The organism is Rhodanobacter sp. UC4451_H18 (assembly GCF_052978225.1).
The window spans coordinates 762,778-784,913 of the sequence record NZ_CM129663.1 but is presented as its reverse complement, the minus strand read 5'-3'; the positions used below and the strand labels follow the sequence as shown (position 1 = coordinate 784,913).

Below are 22,136 nucleotides of genomic sequence, written 5' to 3'. Positions count from 1 at the left end.
TCGTGCGTCGCGCCGACGATGGTCCTCCCGCTCCAGCGGGGGTTGGCCGACCCGGCAAGGGCCCCCTCCGCACCCGCGGGGCTGGGGAGCCTTTGCCTTCGGTCGGTCGGCAGGAAAGAGCAAAGACTGAAGGCAAGGGCCAGAGCCTTGCTGGGGGAGAGCCCTCCATGGTCATGCATCAGGAAACCGGGAAGAGCTATAGCCCAATGGGGTTTGTCATACCCCTATCAGGAAGCCCGATAACAGATAGATGGAAGACGAAAAACGGAGCGCCGTGCCGAAATCAGACCTTGAAGCACTCCTTGGCCGCAGCTTCGATGGAGGTGTGGTGGACGGCAGCAGGCGAGCCAGCCTTCATCTTCCAGACGGTATAGCCACCCTTGGCCGGCTTCTCGCCCAGCTTGGATTGCTTGCCCTCCGTGATGAACCTGGTGAGGATCTTGGTGATCCCTTCGTCCTGGATGTCGAACAGCTTTCGCGCCACCGCGTCGGTCAACAAGTGCCCGCCCTTGGTGTCCAGGCAGAACACGAACTTACCCTTCCAGGCGATAAAGTCCGGGTAGAACGAGGCGCTGTCGCCTTCGGTCAGAAGCGGGATACGGAACCCGCCATTGCTGGGGTTGCGATGCCAGACGTGGCCCAATTCATCCAGGGCATTGGCGAACAGCAACTCGAACTTGTTGAAACCGCTGTAGCGCTCATACAGCCCATTGACGAATGCAGGCGCCTTCTTGGGCACGCGCATGGGAGGAAAGACGAAGGGCTTGGCGCTTTCGTAAACCAGATCGGTGCGCTGGTAGTAAGCGGATACTATTTCCTGAGCCAATTTCTCCGCCCACACATGGGCGTTGCTGTTGGCCTCCACCCGCAAGTCGAATTTGGGCGACTGGAGATCCACCACCGCCTGGGCGCCACGCGAGCGGCTACGGATGGCCATGTTCACGAGCCAGCGCAGCCGCACCCGGTTGGAGTGACCACTTGTCTGCCACTCGGCCGCATCACTCTTACCCAGGTCCTCCAGATCCACAAAAGCAGACTTCTGGTGGGCCTCGCCCAAGGTGTCGGGGTCGCCCTCCTTGATGGTGGGGAAGTGCGAGATCAACTCCCCGATTGCTGCGATTGCATCGTCGGCGTCGGCATTGACATGGTGCAGCACCACTTCCACATCGTCTTTGGCGTGGAGTTCGTCCGAGCCTCCATCCCCGGCCCCATAGGACTGGACAATTTCGATGGCCGCGCCGCCCTCGCGCAGCTTGACCTTGACCGCATCGATGGTGTCGGTGAAGACATTCTTCTTGTCCACGCGCAAGAAGAAGTGGGCGGAGTTGAGGATCGGGGTGTCGTAGTGCTTGGCGTCGAACTGGCGCAATACCCGGCCGATGATCTGTTCGACCCGGATCTTGGACCCCATGCTCTTGTCGATGTAGCCCAGGTAGCACGCCGGATCATCCCAACCTTCCTGGAGCCCCTGGTTGAAGATGATGTGCTGGAAGTCGCCCGCCTGGAACTCATCGAAATCGTTCTCGCCTCTGGAGAACAGATTCACTTCTTCGGGCTTGGTGCCCTCGATGAATTTCAGGTCGGCATAGATCGCGATCTTGGCCGGATCCACCTTCTTGGCTTCCACCAGGTAGCGCCAGATCCGGATGGGGGGCGCATTGCGGTGTGCAAACGGCTTGGTGGGGTCGTCGCGATCGCCCTCATCGGTGATATTGGTCTTGCAGACATAGATGGCCTTGGGCGTGATGGTCAAGGCGCGGGTCGCGATTTCCTGCTCGATCAAACCAAGCCGCTCAAACAAGTCGTCCAGGCAACGCTCCATGGATGCCGTGCTGCCGTCGAACTGGATGGCCGTCTTGATCAACTCGGCCTTGATCACGGCGTTGCTATCAACGGCTGTGGTGGCAAACGCATGGGGTGCGACTGCACCGGTATTGTCCATGGCGTTGAGCTTGCCAAAGTAGGCGGGGCCATCGTCCTCTTCGGCTGTTTCTTCGACCCACTGGAGCAGGGGGTTGAGGACGGACTTGGCGAAGTTCGTCGGCAACTGGAGCGTGGCGGACGCCAGCAGGTATGCGTCGGGTTCAAGTTCGGCCAGGATCGCGGTTTGCTGGTCGGACAGGTTGTGGCCTTCGTCGTAGACGATGATCAGTGGGCGGCGAACACCATCACTGTCTCGCTCGATCAACCGTTCCCAGGGCGATTTGTCGCCGAACAGGTCTTCATCGGTCTTGTAGATGTTGAGTGCGCCGTCGGCCTGTTCCTTGTTGTTGAACAGCCCGGTGGTGGCCATCACGATCAATGGCACCGTGCCATCGCTGATGATGTTGGGCTCCAGGTCCGCGGCGTGGATCACGCGGAAGTCTTCAACGATCGCGGAATACTTCCCGCCATCTTCAAAGTTCGTGTATGTCTGCTGGACGACGGAACGGGCCTTGGACATCCAGAACACAATGGGCTCGGCCGGGAAGTGCAGGCGCATGAGCGTCACCGCTTCGGCCAGGATCGGCGTCTTGCCTGCGCCAGTGATGGCCGACAGCGCTTGGTAGAACGGTCGGGGCTTGGTGCCCTTGTGGACCGGGCGATGAGGGTGGTTGGCGAAAGCGGCGTAGCGGTTGGCGATCTGCCTGGCTGCGAGGATCTGGAAGGGTTTGAGTTCAAGCATCCAAGCCGTCCTCGTTGTTGTATGCGTCGGCCCTGGTGTTGAAACCTATATGCTCGAGCACGCGATCGGGGATCTTGTAGAACTCGATATCGTTGCCGGTATACGGCGCCAAGGCGGCATAAACGTGGTAGCGCGGTGCCAAGCCGTTGTCCTTGGCCTCTTTGGCAATTTCCTTGAACACCGCCCGAGTGAGCGAGGACGGCTGGTCGCCCGAGGTCCACACCAGGTAGAACCCTTCTTCGCGTGCGTTCACGGCGAAGAGGTGCTTGTGTTCGCCAACCGGCAGGCGCTTGAGGTAGGACCTGGCCTTCTCGGCCTTGTCCCAGTAGCTGGTCAGCAGGAGGTCGATCATTTCCTCCCGCTCCAGGGCGTTGACGGCCTGGGCATCGATCTTCTCGCGCTTGAGCGAGATGAAGCGGAACCCACCACCCAAGGGCTCGCGCTTTCCGGACTTCCAGTTGCCGGTGATCACCCGCTTCAAGCGATTGGCGGTCAAGGTCTTGGCGTAATGGTCGCCCTTGTCGGTATTGCCCTGCTCGATGAGGATGAAGCGGCGCTTGGCGCCAGCGTCTTTATTGAGCGCGAGCACGGCGTGGCCAGTCGTGCCGGATCCAGCGAACGGATCCATCACTATGCCGTCAGGGCGACACCAAAGCTGGATGATCTTGGTCATCAGCTTCATGGGTTTCACCGTGGTGAACCCGTGCCCTGGTCCTACGATTTCCGTTAGCTCCTTCACCCCGTCCGCGGACCGACCAGACTCGCTAAAGCCCCACGAAGTCGAGCCAACATCCAGTTCGCTGGTCACTTCGCTGTCGTCCGCCCAGTAGGTCGTGGGAACCTTGCCCTTCTTGATGTTCTTCAAGTAAGTCTTGACGCGCGGCCGGCCTTCTCCTTCCCGGCCGAACCAGACGAAGGGCCAACTCGGTTGCGCCAGTCGCTCAAGGGCCCGAGCCGACACCTTTTTCGGCACTTGGCCGACCTGGGCGCCCTTGACCATCAGTGCCGGTTGGCGCCCGTCGGAAATGCTGCGTTCCTCGTATGGGCTTCCCCACATCGCCAGCCACTGCATGATGTTCTTCTTGGGGTGGCGCCACGCGCCTTCGCCGGCCGGGTAGTGGATCTCGCCGGTAAAGGGGGACTGGATCGCGTAGTCGTCCTTGGCGGAATAGCTTTTCGCCGTCAAGTTCCCCTCACGCCACTCGCCTTGAACATCCTGGTCGATGTTTCCATACCGCTTGTTGTCGGCTTCGGTGCGTTCCAGGGAAGCGGTCTTCGCGCGGTCGATGCCCTTGGAGTAGACCAGGACATATTCAGTGGCGGTGGACACATGCTTGTTGTCCGGCCGAGCAGCTGCCGACTTCTGCCAGTTGATGATGCCTAGGCGGTTCTCTTCGCGGAAGATCTCATCCATGAGCATCCCCAAGCGATACAACTCCCGGTGGTCGATGCAGATAGCCATCACTCCACCCGGCTTGAGCATCGCGTGCATCATCCACAAGCGCGGCGCCATGAAGCGCAGCCACTTGCTGTGGCGCGAGCCGTCGTCTTCGGGCACCAGTTCGCCAAGGTCCGGATCGTTCGGATCCTTGTCCCACTTGTCGTTGTAGCGGAAATCCGAACCGGTGTTGTAAGGCGGATCGGTGAGCACCAAGTCCACTTGGCCGCGATACTTGTAGAGCGTGGTCATGGCCGACAGGTTCTCCCCGTCCCAGATCTCATTGAGGATCTGTTCTTGCTCGGGGCCGACCGATGCACTCTTGTTGATCTGGCACAGCTTGGGCTTGACCTGCCGGATGATCTGCCAGGGCGCCGTGCGCCCGGCATAGCTCATCACGATGCCGTCTTTGCCAGCAACTGCCAAGGTTTCGTCGTGCTCCGCCAGCAGCTTGATCAGCGCTGCCCTAGACAGGTCCTCGTAATTCATCCACTCGCCCCATTCGTCGTGATCATCGGCCGCCCTTGGAACACCTTCGGCCGAGGTTGAACTGTGGCGTCCAGCCCGGCCCCAGAGACCGGAGCGAGCGCCGGACCGTAGCCCAGCGCCATCTCACCGCCTGCGCCACCCCTAACAGTATCGCGGGCCGCTCTCGGTTGCGCGCTCGGCGCGTCCCTTGCGCCGTGCTCCACCCGACTGAGCCATCATCAGTAGCGGATGAAGCTGCCCGTAGCTTCTGGAGCGGAACCGATCTTTTTCTGCATATCGGCCTGAACATCACGCGCCCGCAATTCATCGACCTCAACGAGGATCTGCCGCCACACCATGGCCGACCGCTGACGCTGGGAAAGCATGCGGGGTCCAATGGTGCTGTGCGCCTTGCGGCGCTGGGACGGCATGTCCGGCGATCCGTCGGGTCGAACCAAGCCCACCCTGGCGTCCATGGCGGCCCCGAGGGCCGCGATGGGGACCCGCCAGCGAGCCCCATCCTTGCGCAGGCCCGAGATGAGGGTCCCGGTGTCCGGGGCCGCACGAACGGTCTCCACTCGTTTCTTGGTGTCCTTGCCTTTGCCATGGAGTACACGGGCTATCTCTTTCGGCGAAAGAGCGACCCGTCCATGAAACGCCTCTTGAAGGACACCGGTGTTCGACTTGGTGCCCATGCCGCAAGTCTACACCTCGGACGCTCGTGCACGAATGAGGCAAACAAAGGTGCAAATTGGTGCCTAGCGGAAGGGTCTGCCCCAAAAAACGCTAGCCACAAAAAAAGCCCAAAAAACGCTAGTTTTTCAGGCTTTCTGCTGCTGCTCGATTGGTCGGGGAGACAGGATTTGAACCTGCGACTTCTACGTCCCGAACGTAGCGCTCTACCAGGCTGAGCTACACCCCGTGGGAAGCCGCGTATCTTAATCGCCGGCCGAGGGCTTGGCAACTGGTCGGCTGGTCGCGGGGCGGTCGGGCAGCAGGCTGGCGAGGCGCGGGTGCAGCAGGTCGTGGCGCCAGCCATCGAGGGATTCGGGCCATTCGGCGGTGACCACGTATTCCTCCAGCACCTTGCGCGGGCACAGCAGGCCGGGCGGCAGGTCGAGTTCGGTGGCGAGCGTGTCGACCGACTGCTTCATCGCCGCCAGCGCCTGCTTGGCGGCGCCCTGCGGATGGCCGGGGATGCGGGCGGTGGCGTCGATCTCCGCCGGGGTGACGGCGGGAGCGAGAACCTCGAACAGCTCGCTGCGCTGGGCTGAGCGCAGTGCGCGCTGGCCACGGGCGCGTTGCTCCAGTTCGGCCAGCGTGACCGGCGGTTGCTGCGCCAGGCTGAGGGCGAGGGTGTCGTCCAGCATCCACGGGCGCGGTACGTCGAGGCGGCGGGCGCAGCTGTCGCGCCACAGCAGCAGCCGGCGCAGGCGGGCCTGCGCTTCCGGGCGCCAGTCGGCCGCCGCGCGCAGGGCGCGCTGGGGCTGCGGATCGCTCTCGCGGTGCACGCGGCGTTTCAGCCGCTCGCAATCCTGCGCGTGCCAGTCGCTGCGCCCGCGCTGCTGCAGACGCTCGGCGAGTTGTTCGTGGATGGCCTTGAGATACACCACGTCCAGGGCGGCGTAGCTGCATTGCGAGGCGGTGAGCGGGCGACGCATCCAGTCCGAGCGGGTTTCGCCCTTGTCCAGGTCCACGCCGACCAGCTCGGCCACCAGCGCGCGATAGCTGACGCCCAGGCCCATGCCCACGAAGGCGGCCGCGATCTGCGTGTCGAACAGTTGCTGCGGGCCAGCCGGCAGCAGCGGCGCCAGCACTTCGAGATCCTCGCTGGCGCTGTGCATCACGGTCACCGCTTTGCCCGCACCCAGCAGCGGTTGCAGTGCGGCGCCGATCGGAAAGGCCAGCGGGTCGACCAGCGCGTGACGGCCGTTCCAGCCCAATTGCAGCAGGGCCAGCTGCGGATGAAACGTGTCGCGACGCATGAATTCGGTGTCGAGGCCGACGGCCGCGTCCGCGGGCAGGGCAGCAAGCCAGGATTGCAATGCGTCGGCCTGGTCGATCCAGTCGGCAGCGGCGGTTTGGGACAGCGACATCGGGACTCCTTCGGGGGCGCCGGCGCGGATTGCCCTGCCGGCGGTTTGTGCCTATGGTGAACGCAGAGCCTGGGCGGGACGGGTCATCCGGCGACGAGGTGCGGCTTGCGGCGCGCGCTTCTGCCGGCATATCGGCGAGAATGGATGCACGCGTCGAACGTCGGTCGGCCGCGTACGATCTCCGCCGCCAAGGTTTTCATTGTTCATACTCCTTGGCACGATAACAGGCCGCAACCGGGACGCCCATCCATGCCACGCAATGCCATCCTGCGCCGTCAGCGTTTCTTCGGTGGGGCGCTGGGCATGATCGTGCTGGGCGTCGCGCTGACGTATCACTTTTTTCCGCAGTGGTTCCACGTGGCGCCGGGGCAGATGCCGCAGCGGGCGATGAGCCTGGGTGACGTGTCGCCCACCGGCAACCTGCCGCCGCAACGCGTGGCGGCGATCAACGAACTGAACGCCGGTCCGCCGCTGACGCTGGCCCCGACCGCGGTGATCGTGGCGCGCAACCGCAACAACGCCAGCCTGCCCGAGCAGAAATCGGCCGAGTCGCCGCAGGTGAAGGAGCTGCTGGCGCGCGCCCTCAAGGCGTTCCATGCCGGCCAACTGGCTGGCGATCCGGAGAGTGCCGCCGCGTTGTTCATGCAGGCGCTGAAGGAAAAGCCGGACAGTCGTCGCGCCGTGCAAGGCCTGTTCGACGTGCGCGCCCGGCTGGTGGCGGAGATCGACCAGGACATCGCCGTCGGCGACGTCGACGCGGCGAAGGAATTGCTCGATGCCCTGCGCACCCTGCCCAATGCGGAGCAGGAAGTCGCGCAACTGGAGGAGAACCTGAAGACGCTGGCCACGGTGCGCCCGATGCTGGCCGCGGCGGCGGCGCTGCTGCAGCAAGGCAAGGCCGACCAGCCCAAGGGCGACAACGCGCTGGAGTTGTACCACCAGGTGCAACAGCTAGATCCGCAGAATGCGGTAGCCGAGCAGGGGATTTTCCAGGTGCAGCGTGCGGTGCTCGATCGCGCGCTGGCGGCGGTCGCGCAGAACGATTTCGCCGGCGCGGAGAAGCAGCTGGCCCGCGCGCAGGCGATCCGTCCGGGCTCGCAGCAGATGCACGACGTGCAACTGCGCATCGACGACATGCGCCGCCAGCGCGCCGCGGGTGTGCTGGCGCAGGCGCGGCTGGCGCTGGATGGCGGCAACCTCGAGCTGGCGACCAAACTGGTCGCGCAGGCACGCGCGACCGATGCCGACCTGCCCGAGCTGGCGCAGGTGGACGAGCAACTGACCAACGCGCGCCTGTACGCGAACTACAAGCCCGGTCAGGTGTTCACCGATCGCTACGTCGACCTGCCCGGCAAGGGGCCGGCGATGGTGGTGGTGCCCACCGGCTCGTTCCTGATGGGGGCGGCGGCTGACAACGAGGATCGCACCGACGCCCAGTTGCCGCAGCACCGGGTCACCCTGGCCAGGGGCTTCGCCATCGCGCGCACGGAAATCAGCGTGGGCGAGTTCCGCGAGTTCGTCCGCGCCAGCGGCTACGTACCCGATTCGACCCGGCTCGGCGGCGCCAGCGTGTACGACGAGCGCAGCGGCGCCCTGCGCGACGATGCCAACGCCAGCTGGCAGGACGACTACGCCGGCCGCAAGGCCGGCGACAACCTGCCGGTGGTCAACATCTCGTGGAACGATGCGGTGGCCTACGCCAAGTGGCTGAGCGAGCGCACCGGCAAGCAGTATCGGCTGCCCAGCGAGGCGGAGTTCGAGTACGCGCTGCGCGGCGGCGCCACCAGCCGCTACTGGTGGGGCGACGCCGCACCCGACCAGAAGGTGGAGAACCTGACCGGCTCCGGCGACCGCTCGCGCAGCGGGCGTCGCTGGAGCAACGCCTTTCGCGGCTACCGCGACGGCTACTGGGGCCCGGCGCCGGTGATGAGCTTCGCCGCCAACCCGTTCGGCCTGTACGACATGGACGGCAACGTCTCCGAATGGGTCGCCGACTGCTGGCACGACAACTACATCCGCGCCCCCGACGACGGCAGCGCCTGGATCAACCCCGGCTGCCGCGTGCACGTATTGCGCGGCGGCTCATGGGGCAGCTCCCCCGACCAGGTGACCTCCGCCTACCGCCAGGGCGCCGACGGCGACGTGCGCAGCGGCCGCGTGGGCTTCCGCGTGGTGCGCGAGTTGTAGCAGCCCGTGCGCGCCCTGCAGACGTGAAAAACCCCGCGTGAAGCGGGGTTTTTCGCTACCTGGTACCGGTGAGAGGACTCGAACCTCCACTGTGTCACCACAAGCGGATTTTGAGTCCGCCGCGTCTACCATTCCGCCACACCGGCATGCGTGAGCGGGGAATTATGCCGGGTTCAGTGCACGCGGTCGAGACCCAGCTGGCGCACGTCGCGGCCGTACCAGCGGTCTTCGGGCAGTGGCTGGAATACCGAGCAGCGAACCATCGGGCCGGAGTAGACGTGCAGGCTCACGGTGACGGCGTCGTCGCTGGGGTTGCGGATGCTGTGGTATTCGTGCGGCGGGATCAGGCTGCCGGCGGAGCCGGTGCCGGCCTGGATCGAGCCGACTGCCTGGAAGCAGTAGCGTTGCGCATCGTGCTCCAGCAGTTCGTACTGCACGATCTCCAACGCGCCGTTCCAGACGCCCTCGACGCACCACATGCCATCGTGGTCGTGGATCGGCGTGCCCTGGCCCGGCCCCCAGGTCATCGCCACCACGCAGTAGCCGTGGTCTTCGCTGCGGTACAGCTCGCGGCGCGCGTAGTGCTCCGGGTTGGCCTCGAACACGCATTCGGGCAGGCGCACTGCCTGCTCGCGGATCAGCCGGCACAGGCTCTGGCGCAGGCTGTCGGTGAGTTCGTGGGTGGTGGGTTTGGCCACGGCGGCGTCGATCGCGTCGATCAGGGTGCGGCTGCCGGGGAAATCCAGGGTGAGCATGGCGGTCTCGGATGGGCGAGTGGCGGCCAGAGTCTACCAGTGCGGCGATGGCGCGGCCGCCAGGCGGTTCAGAAATCCGCCGATGGCGGGGCTGTAGTGCTCGATGTCGACCAGGAAGGCATCGTGGCCCTGGGGCGAATCCAGCGCCACGAATTCCACCCTGGCGCCGGCAGCCTGCAGACCTTCGGCGATCTGCTCCTGCTGCTGCAGCGGAAACAGGATGTCGGTGCTCACGCCGATCACCATGGCCTGTTCGATGCAGATGCGCTTGAGCCCGTCGTGCACGCTGCCGTGGCCGTACTCGGCGATGTCGAACCAGTCGCTGGCGCGCGACAGGTACAGGTAGCAGTTCGGATCGAAGGTACGCACGAAACGCCTGGCGTGGCCTTCGAGATAGGACTCCACCTGGAACTCGCGGCCGAACGGTTCGTCCTCGCGCTGCTCCGGATCGAGCCGGATGCGCGCGAAGCGGCCGTTCCATTCCATCGCGGAGCGGTAGGTGATCACGCCCAGCTTGCGCGCGATGCTCATGCCGATGTCGGGGTAGTTGGCGTCGTCGTAAACGCCTTCGTTCCAGTGCCGGTCGAGGCGGATGGCCTCGCGCTGCAGGGAGCGGATCGCGATGGCGAACGGCTGCGCCTGCGGCGCGGTATCCACGCTGATGTGCGCGCGCACGCTGCCCGGGTGCAACAGCATGTAGGCCAGCGCGCTCATGCCGCCCATCGAGCAGCCGATCAGGCAGGCCAGCTGCGTGATGCCGAGGCTGGCGACCACGGCGTGCGCGGCATTGGCCACGTCTTCCAGCGCCAGCTCGGGAAAGCTCAGCCGATAGGGCTCGCCCGTGGCAGGGTCGAGCGACGCCGGACAGGTGGAGCCCTTGTCGCTGCCCAGCGAGTTCACGCAGATCGCGAACCAGCGATCCGTGTCGATCGCCTTGCCGGGGCCGGCCATGTCCTGCCACCAGCCGGGCGACGGGTCTTCATCGCACGAGGTCATGTGTGCACTGGGCGACAACCCGGTGAGCACCAGCACTGCGTTGTCGCGCGCTGCATTCAGCGTGCCCCAGGTTTCGTAGGCGACGTGCGCGCCGTGCAGTTCCCCGCCGCGCTTCATCGGAAACGGCGAGGGCAGGTTCAGATAGCGGCGCGCGTCGCCCATCGTCAGTGCACCTTGTCGATGGTGATGGCGACCGGCGTCTTGCGTGCGACGTCGACCACGCCCGCATCGCCTTCGAGGTCGCCGGGCGCGGCGGTGGGCTGGCCGTCATGGCTGATCCGCGCGCCGACGAAAACCCGTGCCACCGACGACAGCTTGAACGCGGGCGTCATCGCCATGGCGTCGTTGAGAGTGACCGTGGCGGGCAGCTTGACCGGCTCGATCCGGGCCACCGCCAGCGGCATCGGCGGGCCATCCGGCGCGCGCGCGTAGACATAGAGCACGTCGCCCTTGGCCAGCTTGCCCTGCAGCGACGGCGCCAGGGTGACGGTGACCCGCAACGAAGCACCTGCCGGCACAGCCGCTGCGGCGCTGCCGGAGGCACCGGCCGGTGCGCCGCCGGCGCGGGCGTCGGCGATGGCGATCTGTTCGGCGACGGACTTCGCCACGCTGGAGCCGGGTTCGAGCTGCGGTTGCAGCAGGCGCCAGGTGGCGGCAGCGTTGCGGTAGTCGCCGCGCTGGAAGTCGCTGATGCCGAGCAGCCACAGCCCGCGCTGGTTGTCCGGGTGCTGCTTCACCGCACGCTGCAGCAGCTCGCGGGCGCGGCCTTCGATCTGGTGGTCGGCGCGCAGCATCGAATCGCTTTCGGCCCAGCCCACCATCGCCTCGGCGTTGTTGGCATCGAGCTTCAGCACGTGGTCCCACGCATCGCGCGCGTCGCCTGGCTGGCGCATCATCGCGCTGGTCTGTGCCAGCAGCATCCAGCCTTGCTGATCGTCGGGCTGCTGCGCCAGGTGCTCGCGCAGCTGGGCGATCGCCTGCGGCAGGCTGATCGGCGTCTGCGCCTGCGCAGAGACCCCGTTGAGTGCCGCCGGCGTGCCGACCTTGAGATAGAGCACGCCGGCACCCAGCGGCAGCAGCAGGGCGATGGACAGGCTCAGCACGAACACGCTGCGAGCGCGGCCGGAGCGGCGTCCCTCGCGCACCAGGGGCACCAGCAGGGCAGCCAGCGCCAGCGCGACCATCAGCGCGGCCACCACGATAAAGGCGATTTTCACCAATCTTCCCCGTTGTCGGCGCTGTCGCCGACGGTCTTTGTGTCAACGCCTTCGCGCCTGCGTTTGCGGATCGCCACCAGCACCACGCCGGCGCCGGCCAGCAGAATCGCCAGCGGCCCGAACCAGAGCAGCACGGTGCCCGGCTTCAGCGGCGGGTCGTACAGGATGTAATTCGAATAGCGCGCGACCAGGTACTGCTTGATCTCGTCGTCGCTCTTGCCTTGTTGCATCAGCTTGAAGATCTGGTTGCGCAGGTCGCGGGCGATCGGCGCATTGGAATCGGCCAGCGTCTCGTTCTGGCACATCGGGCAACGCAGCTGGTGGGTGAGATGCTGGAAACGCAGTTCCTGCGTGTGATCCGTGAACGGCATCGGCTCGATCGCCTGCGCGTGGGCGATGCCCGCGCACGTCAGCAGCGCGATGAAGAACGCGAACAGCAACCCGCGGGCTGGCGATGCCCGATACCCGATGCCCGGTTTCACGGCGTCTCCTTCAACATCGCGGCGATCGCCGGCTTGACCTTGGTCGCCAGCACGTCCGGGGTGATCGGCCCGATGTGCTTGAAGCGGATCACGCCCTTCGCGTCGACCAGGAAGCTTTCCGGCGCGCCGTAGACGCCGAAGTCGATCGCGGTCTGGCCGGACTCGTCGGCGATCAGCAACGCGTATGGGCTGCCGTGCGCCGCCAGCCAGGCCTTGGCGTCGGCCGGCGCATCCTTGTAGTTGTAGCCGACCAGCTTCACCCCAAGGCTCGGCGCTGCGGCGGTCAGCACGGGGTGTTCCACGCCGCACTCGATGCACCAGCTGGCGAACACGTTGAGCAGGTAGGGCTGGCCGAGCAGGTCGGCCTTGCTCACCGTCTGCGTCGGCTCGTACAGCTTGGGCAGGTTGAACGCGGGCGCGGGCTTGTTCAGCAGCGGCGTGGGGATCGCGTTCGGATCGTGGCGCGTGTTCCACCAGATGCCGAACCCGAACAGGCCCACCAGCAGCATGAAACCGATGAACGGCAGCAGGCGATTCATGCGCGGGTTTCCTGTGGCTGCAGGTCCAGCGAAGCGGTGGCATCAGCCGTGCGCTTGAGACGGAAGCGCTTGTCTGCGGCGCAGACGAAGCCACCCAGCATCATCAGCAAGCCGCCACCCCAGATCCAGCGCACGAATGGCTTGTAGTAGAGGCGCAGCGCCCACGCGCCTTCGATGTTGCCGGCGTCCATCGGCTCGCCCAACGCCACGTACAGGTCGCGGAACACGCCGGCGTCGACCGCCGACTCGGTCTGCACCTGACCGCGCGGGTAGGTGCGCTTCTGCGGGTGCATGACCGCAATCTGCTTGTCGTCGCGGGTCACCGTGATCACGCCCTGGTCGGCTTTCCAGTTCGGGCCGGTGGTGCGGTGCACGCCATCGAAGCGGAAATCGTAACCGCTGATGTGCTGCGTTTCGCCCGGCGCCATGCGCACGTCGCGGGTCACGCTGAGCGATTCGGTCAGCAGCACGCCGGCGACGAACACCCCCACGCCAAGATGCGCCAGCAGCATGCCGGCCATCTCGCCCGGATAACGGCGGCCGCGCGGCACGTCGCGCCAGCGCTTGTAGGCATACAGCAGCACGCCCACGCCCAGCCACACCAGCGCCGCGACGCCGACGATCGCCTTGAGCTTGCCGTCGACGAAGAACGCCGCCACGATCGCGCAGGCCGCCGCGGCAACGCCGACGCGCAGCAGGATCTGCTTCAGCAGCGGCGATTCGCCCTTGCCCCAGCGCAGGAACGGCCCGAACGGCATCAGCAGCACGACCGGCAACATCAGCAGCGGGAACAGGAAGCCGAAATACGGCGGGCCGACCGAGATCCGGCCCAGGTTCAGCGCGTCGCCGATCAGCGGGAACAGCGTGCCCAGCAACACCATCGCCGCAGCCACCGCGAACATCAGGTTGCCGATCAACAGCACGGTTTCGCGCGACAGCAGCTGGAACGCCTTGCCGCCGGCCACCTTGGGCGCTCGCAACGCGTACAGCAACAGCGAGCCGCCGACCACGATGGTGAGGAAGATCAGGATGAACACGCCGCGGCGCGGATCGGAGGCGAACGCGTGCACCGAGGTCAGCACGCCCGAGCGCACCAGGAAGGTGCCCAGCAGGGACAGCGAGAACGCGAAGATCGAGAGCAGGATCGTCCACGCGCGCAGCGAGCCGCGCTTCTCGGTCACCGCCTGCGCATGGATCAATGCCGCGCCGACCAGCCACGGCATGAAGCTGGCGTTTTCCACCGGGTCCCAGAACCACCAGCCGCCCCAGCCCAGCTCCGCATACGCCCACCAGCTGCCGGCGACGATGCCCAGGGTGAGGAAGGCCCAGGCCACGTTGGTCCACGGTCGCGCCCAGCGCACCCACGCCTGTTCCAGCTCGCCGCCGAGCAGGCCGGCGATGGCAAACGCGAAGGCCACGGAGAAGCCGACGTAGCCGGTGTAGAGCACCGGCGGGTGGAAGGCCATGCCGGGGTCCTGCAGCACCGGGTTGAGATCCGCGCCGTCGCCGGGCATCGGCAGCAGCCGGCCGAACGGGTCGGAGGTAAACACGATGAAGGCGAGAAAGCCCACCGCGATCAATCCCATCACCGCGAGCACGCGCGAGGCGAACACTTCGGGCAGCTTGTAACTGAACGCGGCCAGCGCCACCGTCCACACGTTGAGGATGAAGATCCACAACAGCAGCGAACCCTCGTGCGCGCCCCACACCGCGGCGATGCGGTAGTACCACGGCAGCTCCAGGTTGGAGTTGTCGGCCACGTACTGCACCGAGAAATCGAAATGCAGGAACGCCCACACCAGGATGCCGAAGGCGAACGCCACGAACACCGCCTGGCCCGCCGCCGCCGGCCGCGCCACCGCCATCAGCGCGCGATTGCCGCGCCACGCGCCGATCAGCGGCAGGACGCCCTGTGCCAGGGCGAGCAGCAGGGCGAGAATCAGTGCAAGTTGGCCGAGTTCGGGGGTCATGGGTTTGAGCCGGGAATAGGGAATAGGGAGTGGGGAATAGGTGAAAGCGAGGCACCACGCAGTTTCGGCGCGTTTCGGTGCAGCAATTGACAGCAGGGAATGGTGTGCACGGCTTTTCCGATTCCCTATTCTCGATTCCCTATTCCCGGCTTCTCGGCATGCGCCTTGGCCATCGCGTCCTTCAGTTCCTTGGGCATGTAGGTTTCGTCGTGCTTGGCCAGCACTTCGGTGGCGACGAAGCGGGCGCCGGCCATGTGGCCGGTGGCAATCACCGACTGGTTGTCGCGGAACAGGTCCGGGAGGATGCCGGTGTACTCCACCGGCATCGCGCCGCCGGCGTCGACCACGGTGAAGGTGACCTTGAGCGAATCGCTGGAGCGCTGGATCGAGCCGGCCTTGACCATGCCGCCGAGGCGAAAGGTCTTGTAGCCGCTGGCCTGGCCGGACTGCACCTGGCTCGGCGTGAGCAGGTAGTTCATGTTGTTCTGCAGCGCCACCACCACCAGCACGGTGGCTAGCGTGGCCGCGGCGAGGATCAGCAAGACGATGACGAGGCGGCGCTTGCGGGTGGGGTTCATGGGCATGGCAGGTCTGTGCCGGTCAGGCGGACGGCGTGGAAGGAGGTGAATGACGTTGCTGACGGGCACTCTGACGGGCCAGTCGCGCGCGAAGTTCCCGCAGCACGCGGTGGCGGCGCAGTCCCGGCGCGAGGCTGTCCGCAACGAGCACGATGAAGAACACCGCGTAGGCTGGCCACACGTAGGCGGCGTAGCCGCCCATCCTGAAGAAGGCGGCGGCCTCGCCGCCCGCGGCGAAAAATTGCTGCAGCGCGCTCATCGGTCGGCCTCGTCTTCGGCAATCTTGCGTACCCAGTCCTTGCCGCCTTCCATGTCCAGCAGGTCGGTGCGCGCACGGCGGAACAGGCTGCCGGCGTAGTAGAACTTGGTCGCCAGGGTCATCGTCAGCAGCGGCCACAGCATGTCCCACGCCATCTTCGACTGGCCGAACACGTTGACCGTGCTGCCCTGGTGCAAGGTGTTCCACCAGTTCACCGAGAAGTGCACGATCGGCACGTTGATGACGCCGATGATGGCCAGGAAGCCGGCGGCGCGCGCGCCCTGGCGGCGATCCTCGAACGCGTGGTACAGGCCGATGACGCCGAGATACAGGAACAGCAGCACCAGCTCGGAGGTCAGCCGCGCGTCCCAGGTCCACCAGGTGCCCCACATCGGCTTGCCCCACAACGAGCCGGTGACCAGGGTGATGAAGGTGAACGCCGCGCCGATCGGCGCCGATTGCATCGCCACCACCTCGGCCAGCTTGATCCGCCACACCAGCGCGACGAACGAGGCCACGCCCATCACCGCGTAGATGAACATGCTCATCCACGCACTGGGCACGTGGATGAAGATGATCCGGTAGGCGTCGCCCTGCTGGTAGTCGGCGGGCGCCAGCACCAGGCCGCCGTACAGCGCGACCGCGCCCAGCAGCAGCGCCAGCGCCATCGCCCACGGCTGCAGCGCGCCGGCGAAGCGGTAGAACGTCGGCGGCGAGCCGAGCTTGTGCAACCAGAGCGGAATCCAGTCAGACATCATGCGTCCAGGGCAATGCGAAGGGCGGCCGCGCAGGCCAGCGGCGCCAGCACCACGGCGAGCACCAGGGCGGCAGCCAGCCAGGCGATCGGTGCCAGCCACGGCAGCCCCTGTTGGGCGGCAGCCACCGCGCCGGCGGCGAAGATCACGGCCGGCACGCACAAAGGCAGCAGCATCAAGGCGAGCAGCATACCAGAGCGCCGCGTGCCGGCCGTCAGCGCCACCAGCACGGCACCGAGCAGGCTGAGCAGCGGCGTGGCCAGCAGCAGCGCCAGCAGCAGTACCGGAATCACCGCGCCGGGCAGGTGCAGCATCGCCGCCAGCAGCGGCGCGATCACGATCAGCGGCAGCGCGGTGGCCAGCCAGTGGGCGAGGATCTTCATGCCCAGCAGCAGCGCCAGCGGCTGCGGCGACAGCACCAGTTGTTCCAGCGAACCGTCCTCGATGTCGCTGGCGAACATCGCATCCAGCGCCAGCAGCATCGCCAGCAACACGGTGACCAGCACCACCCCGCCGGCAATCCGCTGCAGCAGGGTGTCTTCCGGGCCCAGCGCGAACGGAAACAGCGTGGCCACGATCACCGCGTACAGCACCGGCATGGCGATGTCGCCGCGGCGACGCCAGGCGAGCGCGAGGTCGCGCCGCAGCATCGCGGCGCAGGCGGTGCCGAGGCCCGGCCGGTTCATCGTCGTGCTCCTCCCTCTGCTTGTCCCAAAGGGATTTCCTTCGGTCGCAGGGGAGCGAGTTCACGCATGGGGTTCCCGGCCTCAATCATGCATGCGAATCCGTCGCGGTTCGCCGCCGTGGAAACTCACGGTGCCGTGGCTGGTGACCATCGCCGCGCCACCGGCGTCGGTGTGGCCTTCCAGCAACTCGTTGACCAGCGCGATGCCGATGCGGTCGAGGTTGGCGTAGGGCTCGTCGAGCAGCCACAGCGTGGCCGGCAGCAGCAGCAGGCGCGCCAGCGCGGCGCGCTTCTTCTGGCCGGCGGACAAGCGCCGCACCGGCTCGTCCTCGTAGCCGCGCAGGCCGATCCGGGCCAGCACGGAGGCAGCGTTGGCGCCCTCGCGGCAGCCATGCAGGCTGGCCGCCACGCGCAGGTTCTCGCGCGGGCTGAAGTCCGCCTTCAATCCCAGCTGGTGGCCGAGGAACAGGATGTCGCCGGCGGTGGCGTCGCGCTGCAGCGGCGCGCCGCGCCAGCGCAGTTCCCCTTCGCCGACATGCAGCAGGCCGGCCAGCATGCGCAGCAAGGTGGTCTTGCCGCTGCCGTTGTCGCCCTCGATCAGGGCCAGCTCGCCCGCGTGCAACCGGAAATCCAGCGGTGCGAACACCGGTTCGTCCTGGCGACGAAAACTCAAGCCCCGTGCTTCGAGCAGGGGCGCGGCGGCGGGCGTGGCGGTCATCTCCGTGATTGTCCGCAATGGCGATGGCGCTTGTCCATGCGGCGCACTGCCGCTGTCGCGCGAGTGCCGCAGGCGCGCGTACACCGGGCCGTACCCCGGGCCATGCCGGCGCATGTGCTGCCCGGCCCGGCGGCCCGGAGCGTCGGGCACGCCGGTAGCCGGATCGTGCCGGGCAGGCAGCGGCCCGCGTTCGTGAGCGCCGATGCCGGCCGCCGGTCGATGCCGGAACCCGCAAGCCGCATCTGCATCCAAATAGCCATGCAAGGGTCCTCATCTTCGTCCGCGGATGTCACGCGGATCGACTACGCCGCGCTGAACGACGCCGCGCTGGTCCTGCTTGTGACGCATGGCGACCATGAAGCGTTCCGGTACATCATGCAGCGCTTCGGCCCGCACTTGTACCGGATCGCGCGCGGCGTGCTCAAGGAGGAGACCGAAGCCGAGGACATCGTGCAGGAAGCTTTCACCAGGGCCTATGACAAATTCGACACGTTCCGCGGCGATGCGCCCCTGCGAACCTGGCTGATCAGCATCCTGCTCAACGAGGCGCGCAGCCGCTTGCGCAGGCGGCGCGCGACGGTCGGGCTTGAGCACGTCGACATGTCGTCGCCGGATCCTTTCTGGGTCAGCCGATCCGGGCTTGGGCGCCATGGTGGCGATCCGGTATCGTTCGCTGCCCGCGCAGAGATCCGTCTCCTGCTGCGGGATGCGATCGACGAGCTGCCCGAGCCCTATCGCACCGTCTTCAGGTTGCGCGAGATCGAAGCGTGCAGCGTCGAGGAAACCGCTGCTCGACTGGCCATCAAGCCGCAGACCGTGAAGACCCGGCTGCACCGCGCGCGCCGGCTGCTGCGCAAGTCGCTGGGCACCACGCTCGGCAACATGCTGGCCGACAGTTTTCCGTTTCTCGGCGTGCGCTGCGCGTGCATGACCGCCGTCGTGATGGCGTGGCTCTCGGCGGAACCAGCTTCCGGCGAGGGCGATTAGCTCCCCCGTGGCCCGGTTGCCGCTGCTTGGTCGCCAGATGCCGGTGCGATCCGCCATCGGCATCACGCCGGTGCAGGGCGCCGACGGGTCACCGCCGGCTTGCCTTGCTCCAGTGGCGATCGGGATTGCCTGAAGCGGGCATCCCCCGGCGGCGTCGGGGGATGTCCTCGGGTATCTGGCCAAACCGCGCCGCGGGGCCGGCTTGAACTGCCGGGTCGCGCCCTGCGGATCGTGTCGCATTCGTCCGGTCGGGCGCTCCCGCACGAGCTACAGCGACTTCACGTACTGCGCGACGTCGGCTACCTCCGCGCTGCTCAGGCCGAGCGCCTGCTTCGCGTTGTATTTCGCCACGACGTCGTCGAGCGTGGCCGCCGAGCCGTTGTGGAAGTACGGTGGATGCTGCCAGACACCCTTCAACGGTGCCGTGCGGTACTGCTTGGTCGCCGTGCGCGATGCGTAGCTTGGCACGCCGGGGGCCTCGGGTTCGCTTGCCACGTCGCTTGCCGGGTGCAGGCGTTCGTTGGCGTCGGTGAACTCGGGGCCGCTGTGGCAGGTGATGCATCCTGCCTTGCCCTCGAAAAGGACCTTGCCGCGCGCTGCGGCCGCGGCGTCGAAGCTGCCGGCCGGTGCGGGTGGCGCCGCGATCGACAGCTGATATGCCTGCAGCGCGGGCAGCTTGGCGGTGACCAGGTCGTCGGTACCGTTGGTGATGTTGATGCCCGTGCCGACGCGCGCATCGGTGAAGTTGCCGTGCCCGCCCATCTGCGTGACGGCGACATACCGGTTCCAGTAAGCCAGATCGTCGCCATCGCCGGTCGCGATGATCTTGTGGATGCCCTGCAGGCCGAAGGCCGGCGAGATCACCTGCGGACCGTTGATGCCATCGATGTTGTAGCGGGGGTCGTACATGCCCGGCCCCCACGAACTGTAGACGGCCTTTTGCGCCTGGGTCAGCGCCGGCGACAGCGAGATGATCAGCCCGGGATTGAGGTCGCGATTGGGCCAGCCATCCAGGCGCTTGCCGATACCCGGCGCAAACGAGTTGTCGACCGTGGAATGGCACAACGCACAGGTGATTCCGACGCGGGTCAGCGTGCTCTTGCCGTTGACGGTTTCCACGGTGCCCTTGATGCCCACCACCGCATCGAGGCTGATCAGCGCAAGCGTGGTGTCGGGACTGGTCAGGCTGATGCTGCCGTCCTGGATGCCTGCCACGACGGACGAAGGAAGCGCCTCTGCGTCCACTTTCAGGCCGACGGCCAACGCCGTCTTCGGATCGACGGCTGCAGCGATGACGTCGTTCATGTGCAGTGTGTCGGTCCACGTCGTCTCGTCGCCGAACGTGTCGAAGCGGAAGATCTGCTTGCCCTGGTCCAGGAACGCCGTGTCGGTCACGGTCGAGAATGTCCACACGTAATTCGTTGCCAACGCGGCGCCGTTGGTGCCCTTGACGCCGGTCGTGATGGTCGCGGTGCAGGTGACGTTCGCCGCCATGGGTTCGGCCACCTCCGACTGCGGCGGGTTGGTCGGCGATTCGGTGATGCGCACGAACGTGGCTTTCCTCGTCGCCGCATCGTAGGTGACGGACCCGAAGGCAGCCGCGCCGGCCGGGCAGTTCACGTTGAAGGTGGCGTTCTTCAGCGTTGCCGGGTCGATCGCCTGGTCGAACGTGGCGCTGACTTCCGCCGTATTCAGTACGCCCGTCGCTGCATTGGCCGGGGTGGTGGACACCACGGTCGGGGCCGGGACCGGAGGCGGCGTGGCCGCCTGGCCGTGGGGACTGGAGCCGCCGCATCCGGTGAGGCCGACGACAAGTGCGACAGGCAGCGCCGTCGGCAACCATTTCTTGTGCATGAATCTGCTCATCTGCATTCCCTCTTCATTGGATGCACCCAGTCAGGACAAAAACACTCCGCGCAGCGGTTTCCAACGGCCGCAGCAACCCATGCCGACCGCATCGGCCGGCACCATGGAACTGTCTCTGCGTATCGACGAATCCGCGCAGATCCATCGCTGCGCGGTACCCGCATTGCATCGCGTCGACGCCGGGGAACCAGTCCCCGCTCACCAACCGACGCAGCGGCACGAATAAGGTTCCCGTCGACGCACGGGACGGCGACAGAGGCATTGCGATCGGCGAACGGGTTTGCCTGCCGCACCGACGATGCGCATGCGCGTCATGCGGAACCTGCGGGCCGCTGCTTGCATCACAACGGAGACTTCAGCGCATCTTCGGGCCGATGTGCCCGCCGAACGCGTCGAGCCTGTGCTGGAGCCGTCTTGCCTTGCCGCCGTGCGCACGCGCAGTGCGGCCGGACATTCGAGCCGCAAGCTCTCTGCACATCCGAGGTGGCGCCACCATGCCGACACGTGTTTCGTCCCAACGCGGTTTCACCCTGCTTGAACTGATGGTGGTCGTGGTGATCCTCGGCATCCTCGCTGCGCTGGTCGTGCCGAAGGTGATGAGCCGGCCGGACGAGGCGCGCGTGACCGCTTCGCGGCAGGACATCGCCAGCCTGATGCAGGCCCTGCAGCTCTATCGTCTGGACAACCGGCGCTACCCGACCACCGAACAGGGACTGCAGGCGCTGGTGTCCCGGCCGGACTCCGGCCCGATCCCGCCGAACTGGAAGCCCGAGGGATACGTCGGGCGCCTGCCGAAAGACCCTTGGGGCCATCCCTACCAGTACCTGAACCCGGGCCTGCACGGGGAGGTGGATGTCTACGGTTTGGGGGCCGACGGTGCACCCGGCGGCGAGGGCAACGATGCCGACATCGGTTCGTGGACGCTGTGACGGAAGCCCGTGCCGTGCATGAAGCGATCGTTCGCCAGGGCAAACGCGGCTTCACGCTGCTGGAGATGCTGGTCGTGGTGCTGATCATGGGCATCCTGGCGGGAACCATCGGGGCACGGATGCAACCGGGCGATCGCGACCTGTTGCGGGTCGAGGCCGAGCGACTCGCGCAGCTGCTGGAGCTTGCCGCCCAGGAAGCGCGCATCTCCGGCGCCGCCATCGTGTGGACTTCCGACGGCAGCCACTACCGCTTCTGGCGCCAGGGTGGCGATGACGGGTGGTCCGAGATCCGTGACGACGATGTGTTGCGTGCGCGCAGCCTGCCGCACGGCATGCTGGTATCGCAGCTGCGCAACGAAGCCGCCGCGGCGCAGTCGACCATGCGTCTGCAGTTTCCGTCCGACGGCTCGATGTCGGCGTTTTCGATGGACCTGGCGCTCGGTGCCGACCATTACGGCATCGCGGCCTCTCCGGTCGGCGACTTGCGCATCGCACCCGGGCAGGGGAAGACCTATGGCGACATGGCAGCGCAATGACGCGCCGGGA

Annotated in this window: 21 protein-coding genes and 2 tRNA genes; 5 read left to right on the top strand and 18 right to left on the bottom strand. The window is 66.4% G+C overall.

Features of this window, described 5'->3' with window-relative positions:
• Positions 1 to 283: 283 nt before the first annotated feature.
• From ACVCMG_RS03865 to rnd, 5 genes are all read right to left on the bottom strand, one after another.
• The gene (locus tag ACVCMG_RS03865) at positions 284 to 2,665 is read right to left on the bottom strand and encodes a DEAD/DEAH box helicase family protein (protein WP_447114913.1); all 2,382 of its coding nucleotides are present in this window, start codon (positions 2,663 to 2,665) and stop codon (positions 284 to 286) included.
• A complete protein-coding gene (locus ACVCMG_RS03860; RefSeq protein WP_447114912.1) occupies positions 2,658 to 4,592 on the bottom strand; it encodes a site-specific DNA-methyltransferase in 1,935 nt (644 codons plus the stop codon). The genes ACVCMG_RS03865 and ACVCMG_RS03860 overlap by 8 nt, the downstream gene beginning before the upstream one ends.
• A 218-nt stretch (positions 4,593 to 4,810) precedes the next feature.
• Positions 4,811 to 5,266: a hypothetical protein gene (locus ACVCMG_RS03855; protein ID WP_447114911.1), complete on the bottom strand. Its 456-nt coding sequence runs from the start codon at positions 5,264 to 5,266 to the stop codon at positions 4,811 to 4,813.
• Positions 5,267 to 5,416: 150 nt separating this feature from the next.
• A tRNA-Pro gene (locus ACVCMG_RS03850) sits at positions 5,417 to 5,493 on the bottom strand.
• Positions 5,494 to 5,509: 16 nt separating this feature from the next.
• A complete protein-coding gene (rnd, locus tag ACVCMG_RS03845) occupies positions 5,510 to 6,667 on the bottom strand; it encodes a ribonuclease D (protein WP_447114910.1) in 1,158 nt (385 codons plus the stop codon).
• A 249-nt stretch (positions 6,668 to 6,916) separates the two neighbouring features.
• On the opposite strand from rnd, the gene ACVCMG_RS03840 reads away from it, so the two are divergent.
• Positions 6,917 to 8,854: a formylglycine-generating enzyme family protein gene (locus ACVCMG_RS03840; protein WP_395117766.1), complete on the top strand. Its 1,938-nt coding sequence runs from the start codon at positions 6,917 to 6,919 to the stop codon at positions 8,852 to 8,854.
• A 60-nt stretch (positions 8,855 to 8,914) separates the two neighbouring features.
• Here the strand turns inward: ACVCMG_RS03840 and ACVCMG_RS03835 are convergent.
• The 12 genes from ACVCMG_RS03835 to ccmA all read right to left on the bottom strand — a co-directional run bounded on the left by ACVCMG_RS03835 (position 8,915) and on the right by ccmA (position 17,808).
• Positions 8,915 to 9,000, bottom strand: a tRNA-Leu gene (locus ACVCMG_RS03835).
• Positions 9,001 to 9,027: 27 nt separating this feature from the next.
• Positions 9,028 to 9,609: a cysteine dioxygenase family protein gene (locus tag ACVCMG_RS03830; protein ID WP_395117880.1), complete on the bottom strand. Its 582-nt coding sequence runs from the start codon at positions 9,607 to 9,609 to the stop codon at positions 9,028 to 9,030.
• Positions 9,610 to 9,642: 33 nt separating this feature from the next.
• The gene (gene metX, locus ACVCMG_RS03825) at positions 9,643 to 10,767 is read right to left on the bottom strand and encodes a homoserine O-acetyltransferase MetX (RefSeq protein ID WP_395117882.1); all 1,125 of its coding nucleotides are present in this window, start codon (positions 10,765 to 10,767) and stop codon (positions 9,643 to 9,645) included.
• A 2-nt stretch (positions 10,768 to 10,769) separates the two neighbouring features.
• Positions 10,770 to 11,822, bottom strand: a complete 1,053-nt coding sequence (locus ACVCMG_RS03820) for a tetratricopeptide repeat protein (RefSeq protein WP_447099146.1) — start codon at positions 11,820 to 11,822, stop codon at positions 10,770 to 10,772.
• The gene (locus tag ACVCMG_RS03815) at positions 11,819 to 12,292 is read right to left on the bottom strand and encodes a cytochrome c-type biogenesis protein (RefSeq protein WP_447115387.1); all 474 of its coding nucleotides are present in this window, start codon (positions 12,290 to 12,292) and stop codon (positions 11,819 to 11,821) included. The genes ACVCMG_RS03820 and ACVCMG_RS03815 overlap by 4 nt, the downstream gene beginning before the upstream one ends.
• Positions 12,293 to 12,300: 8 nt before the next feature.
• Positions 12,301 to 12,843: a DsbE family thiol:disulfide interchange protein gene (locus tag ACVCMG_RS03810; RefSeq protein ID WP_447099145.1), complete on the bottom strand. Its 543-nt coding sequence runs from the start codon at positions 12,841 to 12,843 to the stop codon at positions 12,301 to 12,303.
• Positions 12,840 to 14,813, bottom strand: coding sequence for a heme lyase CcmF/NrfE family subunit (locus ACVCMG_RS03805; protein WP_447099144.1), 1,974 nt, complete (start codon positions 14,811 to 14,813; stop codon positions 12,840 to 12,842). Before ACVCMG_RS03805 ends, ACVCMG_RS03810 begins: the two co-directional genes overlap by 4 nt.
• A gap of 125 nt (positions 14,814 to 14,938) precedes the next feature.
• Complete coding sequence (gene ccmE / locus ACVCMG_RS03800) at positions 14,939 to 15,391, bottom strand: cytochrome c maturation protein CcmE (RefSeq protein ID WP_447105967.1); 453 nt, start codon at positions 15,389 to 15,391, stop codon at positions 14,939 to 14,941.
• A 22-nt stretch (positions 15,392 to 15,413) separates the two neighbouring features.
• On the bottom strand, positions 15,414 to 15,650 hold the full coding sequence (gene ccmD / locus ACVCMG_RS03795) for a heme exporter protein CcmD (protein WP_395117890.1): 237 nt from the start codon (positions 15,648 to 15,650) through the stop codon (positions 15,414 to 15,416).
• Positions 15,647 to 16,405 (bottom strand): heme ABC transporter permease, encoded by a 759-nt coding sequence (locus tag ACVCMG_RS03790; protein WP_395117892.1) that lies wholly within the window; start codon positions 16,403 to 16,405, stop codon positions 15,647 to 15,649. Before ACVCMG_RS03790 ends, ccmD begins: the two co-directional genes overlap by 4 nt.
• A complete protein-coding gene (gene ccmB / locus ACVCMG_RS03785; protein ID WP_447099142.1) occupies positions 16,405 to 17,091 on the bottom strand; it encodes a heme exporter protein CcmB in 687 nt (228 codons plus the stop codon). The genes ACVCMG_RS03790 and ccmB overlap by 1 nt, the downstream gene beginning before the upstream one ends.
• An 81-nt stretch (positions 17,092 to 17,172) precedes the next feature.
• On the bottom strand, positions 17,173 to 17,808 hold the full coding sequence (gene ccmA / locus ACVCMG_RS03780; protein ID WP_447099141.1) for a cytochrome c biogenesis heme-transporting ATPase CcmA: 636 nt from the start codon (positions 17,806 to 17,808) through the stop codon (positions 17,173 to 17,175).
• A gap of 102 nt (positions 17,809 to 17,910) precedes the next feature.
• Between ccmA and ACVCMG_RS03775 the strand changes: the two genes are divergently transcribed.
• A complete protein-coding gene (locus tag ACVCMG_RS03775) occupies positions 17,911 to 18,795 on the top strand; it encodes an RNA polymerase sigma factor (RefSeq protein ID WP_447114909.1) in 885 nt (294 codons plus the stop codon).
• A gap of 267 nt (positions 18,796 to 19,062) precedes the next feature.
• Here the strand turns inward: ACVCMG_RS03775 and ACVCMG_RS03770 are convergent, their stop codons facing one another.
• Positions 19,063 to 20,661 carry an Ig-like domain-containing protein gene (locus tag ACVCMG_RS03770; protein WP_447114908.1) on the bottom strand — a complete coding sequence of 533 codons (1,599 nt, stop codon included), beginning with the start codon at positions 20,659 to 20,661 and terminating at the stop codon, positions 19,063 to 19,065.
• Between ACVCMG_RS03770 and ACVCMG_RS03765 the strand changes: the two genes are divergently transcribed.
• The 3 genes from ACVCMG_RS03765 (at position 20,648) to ACVCMG_RS03755 (ending at position 22,126) form a co-directional block, all read left to right on the top strand.
• On the top strand, positions 20,648 to 20,887 hold the full coding sequence (locus ACVCMG_RS03765) for a hypothetical protein (protein WP_395117902.1): 240 nt from the start codon (positions 20,648 to 20,650) through the stop codon (positions 20,885 to 20,887). The genes ACVCMG_RS03770 and ACVCMG_RS03765 overlap by 14 nt on opposite strands.
• A gap of 268 nt (positions 20,888 to 21,155) precedes the next feature.
• Positions 21,156 to 21,590, top strand: a complete 435-nt coding sequence (gene gspG / locus ACVCMG_RS03760; protein ID WP_447105972.1) for a type II secretion system major pseudopilin GspG — start codon at positions 21,156 to 21,158, stop codon at positions 21,588 to 21,590.
• A gap of 14 nt (positions 21,591 to 21,604) precedes the next feature.
• Positions 21,605 to 22,126 (top strand): GspH/FimT family pseudopilin, encoded by a 522-nt coding sequence (locus ACVCMG_RS03755; RefSeq protein ID WP_447114907.1) that lies wholly within the window; start codon positions 21,605 to 21,607, stop codon positions 22,124 to 22,126.
• Positions 22,127 to 22,136 lie beyond the last annotated feature (10 nt).